3 protein-coding genes and 3 pseudogenes are annotated in these 5,447 nt (G+C 66.0%); 4 read left to right on the plus strand and 2 right to left on the minus strand.

Annotated features, from left to right (window positions below):
* The first annotated feature begins 49 nt into the window (after window positions 1-49).
* The 4 genes and pseudogenes from ACP4J0_RS38105 to ACP4J0_RS38120 all read left to right on the plus strand — a co-directional run.
* Window positions 50-1,187 (plus strand): annotated as a pseudogene (locus ACP4J0_RS38105) (IS701 family transposase).
* A 217-nt stretch (window positions 1,188-1,404) separates the two neighbouring features.
* The gene (locus ACP4J0_RS38110) at window positions 1,405-1,980 is read left to right on the plus strand and encodes a hypothetical protein (protein ID WP_426603976.1); all 576 of its coding nucleotides are present in this window, start codon (window positions 1,405-1,407) and stop codon (window positions 1,978-1,980) included.
* A 165-nt stretch (window positions 1,981-2,145) separates the two neighbouring features.
* Entirely contained in the window at window positions 2,146-3,147 is a 1,002-nt protein-coding gene (locus tag ACP4J0_RS38115; protein WP_426603978.1) for a helix-turn-helix domain-containing protein, read from the plus strand.
* A 247-nt stretch (window positions 3,148-3,394) separates the two neighbouring features.
* A pseudogene (locus ACP4J0_RS38120) lies at window positions 3,395-4,334 on the plus strand (IS1380 family transposase); the annotation flags it as partial.
* Between the two features lie 370 nt (window positions 4,335-4,704).
* Here ACP4J0_RS38120 and ACP4J0_RS38125 read toward each other — a convergent pair.
* Both ACP4J0_RS38125 and ACP4J0_RS38130 read right to left on the minus strand, forming a co-directional pair.
* Window positions 4,705-5,067 (minus strand): annotated as a pseudogene (locus tag ACP4J0_RS38125) (IS701 family transposase); the annotation flags it as partial.
* Complete coding sequence (locus ACP4J0_RS38130) at window positions 5,055-5,297, minus strand: hypothetical protein (RefSeq protein ID WP_426603980.1); 243 nt, start codon at window positions 5,295-5,297, stop codon at window positions 5,055-5,057. The pseudogene ACP4J0_RS38125 and the gene ACP4J0_RS38130, both read right to left, overlap by 13 nt.
* Window positions 5,298-5,447: the final 150 nt, after the last annotated feature.

Consider the following 5,447-nt stretch of genomic DNA (forward strand, 5'->3'; position numbering starts at 1 on the left):
GCAGCCGCAGTTGGTGCGACGGGTGGTCGGGCTTCTCGTTGAGCTGGGCATGGGTGGGGACGTCACGGTTGATGAGGTGCGTGGCTGGGCGGCGGGTCTGGATGTTCTGCATGCCCGGATCGGTGGGCATTTCCGTCGCTCGGAGCCGCGTCGGCGGGCAGGGGACTATCTGCGCGGGCTGCTCGCGCCGTTGGAGCGCAAAAACAGCGGGACGTTGGCCGAGGAAGCGGGCGAGCTGTGCCCGGACGGTATGCAGCGGTTGCTGAACCAGGCTGACTGGGATGCGGATGCGGTCCGGGATGAGGTACGCGGCTTCGTGCTGGAGCATCTGGGCGCCGAGGACGGCGTGCTGGCCGTGGACGAGACCGGCTTCGTCAAGAAGGGCGCCCGGTCGGCCGGCGTGCAGAGGCAGTACACCGGCACCTCTGGGAAGATCGACAATTGCCAGGTGGGGGTGTTCTTGGCCTACGCCTCCACGAGAGGGCGGGCGTTGATCGACCGGGAGTTGTACCTGCCGACCTCCTGGATTGAGGATCCGGCCCGCCGGGCGGACGCGAGGATCGGTGACGAGGTCACCTTCCGCACCAAGCCGGCGCTGGCCCGCATGATGCTGGAGCGGGTGGTTTGCCGCGAAGGTGCCGTTTCGCTGGGTGACCGGCGACGAGGTCTACGGCCAGGACCCGGTGCTGCGCGGCTGGCTAGCAGGGCAGCGTATGAGCTACGTGCTGGCGGTCTCCTGCAAGCACCGGTGCGGGCCGCGCGGACAGAACGCCCGCACCGTCTCGGCGATCCTGCCGGAACACGCCTGGGAGATCCGCTCCGCCGGAGAGGGCGCCCACGGCCTGCGTGAATACGCCTGGGCCCTGGTCCCGCTGCCCGGCGCGCGCGACGACGGCTTCGAAGACGCCCTGCTGATCCGCCGCAGCCTCGCCGACGGCGAACGCGCCTACTACCTGGTACACGCCCCCGCGAACACTCCGCAGGCTGAGATCGTCCGCGCTGCCGGGGCCCGCTGGGCGATCGAGGAGTGTTTCCAGGCAGCCAAGAACGAGGCCGGCCTGGACCACTACCAAGTCCGTCAGTACCGGGCCTGGTACCGGCACATCACCCTGGCCATGGCGGTCGCCGCCCACCTGACCGCCGTCCGGACCACCACCCGTGAAAAGGGGGAGACAGCCACGACCTGATCCGACTGAGCGTGAACGAGATCCGCCACCTGCTGAGCAGGTTCGCTCACACCGCCCGGTACAAAGCCGGTCACTTCTTGCACTGGTCATACTGGCGCCGCCGCCATCAACACCGCGCCCGTCTCAGCCACTATCGCCGGCGAGGCCAACGACCCCCGTAGCACTGGCTGGATCCGGACTCCGGATCAGAACCGCCCGGGACAATAATGATCGCATTGTGCGCTGGGGGGAGGGCTGCGTCATCCTTTTCTTGATTCTCGCTTGCGATGTGCTCTTTTGGATCTTCCTTGTGGGCGGTTTGGCCGCGCGCTACGCCGCTGGCTGGCGCATTCTCGGCGGCGCGCTGCTGCTGTGTGTCCCGCTGATTGATGTCGTGCTGCTGGGGGCCACCGTCCTGAGCATCCAGGACGGCGCTGAGCCAACGGTCTGGCACGGCCTGTCGGCGGCCTACCTCGGAATCACCGTGGTCTACGGCCACCGCGCCGTCCGCTGGGCAGACGCGAAGTTCGCCCGCCGCTTTGGCGGAGCCGCTGCCGCGCGACGTCCTGAGCTTTACGGCCGCGCGGCCGTCGTGCACGCCTGGAAGTCCTGGCTCAGGTTCCTGCTGGCCTATGCGATCAGCGTCGGCCTGATCTTCGGCCTGGTCATGCTAATCGGCACCCTCGACGAAGGCGCTCCGCTACTTGTCTGGCTCAACCCGCTCACCAAGGTTCTTATCTACAGCCTCATCTGGCCGATAGCGACCACCATCTGGCCCGGCAAGGCGCCGAAGACAGCGAAGGAGAACCGCTGACACCGGGCCACCCCAACGCACCGGCCGTCGACCGGGCATGTGGCCGGTGGCCGCGACCACCCGCTCCCGTAACTGCGGCTGCAGTATTAGGTGGACGGTGTATAACGAGAAAGGTTGATGTGAGGTCGTCGGCCACAAGGTCCGAACAGGGTGGAGGCAGATGTAATGATTGGAACCGTGTTTCGAAGCGAAGATGTGCCTGTTAGAGACAGGTTCGATTACTGGCGAGAAATAGTCGGCCATGTGCGCTCCAGTGCCATGAGCAGTGACCATGCTTTCGACTTTCAAGCGAGGATGCGGCTAATGGAACTGGGGCCGGTTACTGTGTGGTCGACGTCGTTTTCTCCGACACGCTACCAGCGGAGCCCTGAAATGGTGCGTCATTCAGGCCGGCCGTTGTATCATCTAACGCTGCTACTTGATGGGGAAATGACTCTTGACTATGCTGGACAAACTGACAGTTTCGGATCAAAAGACTGGCACATGATTGAAAACTCCCAACCGTACGACCTCTGGCCGTGTGTTGACCAGAGGGTAGGTGATGTGAAACCTCAACTCTTCAAGGGGGTGGGCGTCGACTTCCCGAAGGAACTCTTGCCTCTGGCGTCGCACCGGGTTCGAGGATTTCTGGGACGCAGGTTGTCGGGACGGGAGGGCGCGGGCGCTTTGCTCGCAGAGTTCCTCATCAGCTTGGAGCGTCAGGTCGAGACCCTCCAGTCGTCCGACGCACCGCGACTTGGTGCGGTCGTTCTTGAACTAGTGTCGACTTGGTGGGCACAGGTACTGCATGCGGAATCCGCTATGCAGCAGAATCCTCGTCAGCAGGCGCTGGTGGAACGCATTCGGGTATTCATTCGGCAGAATTTGCATGATCCAAAGCTGACTCCAGGTACTGTCGCAGCCGCACACCATATCTCTCTCAGCTACTTGCACCGTATCTTTGAACAGCAGTCGCCGGGCGAGACGGTCGGGGCCTGGATTCGCAGTCAGCGGCTCCGGCGCGCCCGTCAGGATTTGGGAGACCCCTCGCTAAGCGCTATCCCTATTTATACGCTTGCTGCTCGATGGGGCATTACCCGAGCCTCTGACTTTTCTCGCGCCTTCAAAGCAGCCTACGGAATTTCACCCAAGGAACATCGAATTCAAGCATTATCCGTTCGCATATAGCCTCGATTCTTCAGTGGTCGTGAGTGCTTGGCTGAGCCATCGGTTTGCCCTGTCCGCGTGATCGCGGGCTGGGGCGTCTGGTGTCACTGCGGCTGCGTCGGGGTTACGCGGTACCCGGAGGTTGTGCCGGTCGCTTCTTTCCGTGTCTCGTCGGGACTGTGGTCTGGTCGTCAGGGCGCTCAGCCGGTGCTGAACGCCTTGCCCAGGCCCGCTCGATGCGCAGGTAACGGCGGCGGGCGTGGTCGGCGAGGCGGGCGGGCAGGTGGTCGTGGACCTGGACGGAGTGCTCGTCCTCGCGCAGTCCGAGAAGCAGGATGCGACCGCGACCTGGAAGAAGACCTTCGGGCACCACCCGCTGATGGGGTTCGTCGACCACGGCCGGGGCGGGTCCGGGGAGCCGGTCGCCGCCCTGCTGCGGCCCGGGAACGCTGGCTCCAACACCGCCGCAGACCACATCGACGCCACTCGGCTCGCGCTGGCACAGCTGCCGAAAAAGTACCGCCGCGGATGACCGACGCTGATACGCACCGACTCCGGCGGCGGCACCCACGAGTTCGTCGAGTGGCTGTCCGCCCGCGGCTGGTGGCTGTCCTACTCCGTCGGCATGACCATCACCGACGCCATCCACCAGGTTGTTCTGAAGGTCCCGGCACCGGACTGGATACCGGCCGTCGAGCCTGACGGCGAGATCCGCCACGGCGCCTGGGGGGCCGAACTCGACGGCGACTGCCTCAAGGGCTGGCCCAAGGGCATGCGGCTGATCGTCCGAAATGAACGGCCGCATCCCGGCGCCCAGTTGCGCTTCACCGAGGCCGTCGGCCACAGGTTGACCTGCTTCGCCACCAATACCAAGAACACCCCGATCGCCGCGTTGGAACTGCGGCACCGCCAGCGGGCCCGGGCCGAGGACCACGTCCGCGCCGCCCGCGCCACCGGTCTGCGCAACCTCTCCCTCCACGACACCGCACAGGACCAGATCTGGCTGGAGATCGTCCAGATCGCCCTGGACCTCCTGGCCTGGATGCCCCTGCTCGCCCTCACTGGCCAAGCGCGCCGGTGGGAGCCCCGCCGCCTGCGACTGCGGCTGTTCTCGCCGCCGCATCCTCCGCCTCGCCAGACACTGGCCCTGGACCAGCGTGATCACCGACGCCCTGCAACGGCTCACGGCCCTGCCGAACCCCGTCTGACCAGCACCTTGCCGTCCCTACGAGCAGCCCCACCCGACCGGAGCCGTGGAACCAGGCGCCCACCCGACGCGACAGACGGGCCACCACGCTGCCCACCTGCAGAAAACCCCGCCCCGAACAAGCCGAAAAGGTCCGTCAGCAAGCTGACGGACCCCCGTGCAAGATCGGGGCTAGGGCCAATGCCGGTGACTTAAGTACTCCAGCAGCACTTCGTGGCTTGACGTGGGGAAACGTCGAGCGGTGGGAGTGTAGCGGGCAGGATGCTGTCACGGACGGCTTCTGCCCGCAGGCCCCTCAAAGGAGTGCCGACGACGGCGATAGTGGCAGCGGCGGGCCACCGCCTGGCGTCGTCGGCGCCACCGCGACCAACTCAGCGCGCGGGTGCGGGCGCGGGGATCTCGGGGCGCGCGAGCTGCCAGGAGTCGCCGCACTTCTGCCACAGTGAGCGCGATGACCTCTGCATCCTCACTGGTGGATCCCCCTTTTCGGCTGCTTGCGCGCTCATCACGGCGAGGAAGGCGTGGGCGAGCATGGCGAGGGTGATGTGCCGGTACCAGCCCACGTAGCGGCGGACCTCGTATTCGTCCAGGCCGCACTCTTTCTTCCCCGCCTGCAAACACTCCTCGATCGCCCACCGGACGCCGGCGACGCGCACCAGCACGTCCACGCCGACATCCAGCGGCGCATAGCCGAGGTAGTAGGCGATCTCGTCCGGCCGGCTCACGCTGCGTCGGGGTTCCAGCGAGCTCGGGAGAGGAGCAGGTGCTGCAGTCCGTCGGGGGTGGAGTGTCCGGCGTGCTCGGCGAGTTGCCAGCTGTTCTTGCGAGCCACCGGGGCGAGCAGTGCGCGCACGTAGTCCCGCATGCGGCGGCGTGGTTCGACGCGGCCGAAGTGGTGCCCGATGGTGGTGAAGAGGTGGTCCAGGTCGCGGTCCCAGGTCTCGGCTGCCTGTTCGGTGATCATGGCCTGAGGCTTCCCAAAACCCGGATCGACCTTGCCGTCGTCGGCACTCCTTTGAGGGGCCTGCGGGCAGAAGCCGTCCGTGACAGCATCCTGCCCGCTACGCTCCCACCGCTCGACGTTTCCCCACGTCAAGCCACGAAGTGCTGCTGG

The organism is Streptomyces sp. WG7 (genome assembly GCF_049975785.1).
Taxonomy (GTDB): domain Bacteria; phylum Actinomycetota; class Actinomycetes; order Streptomycetales; family Streptomycetaceae; genus Streptomyces.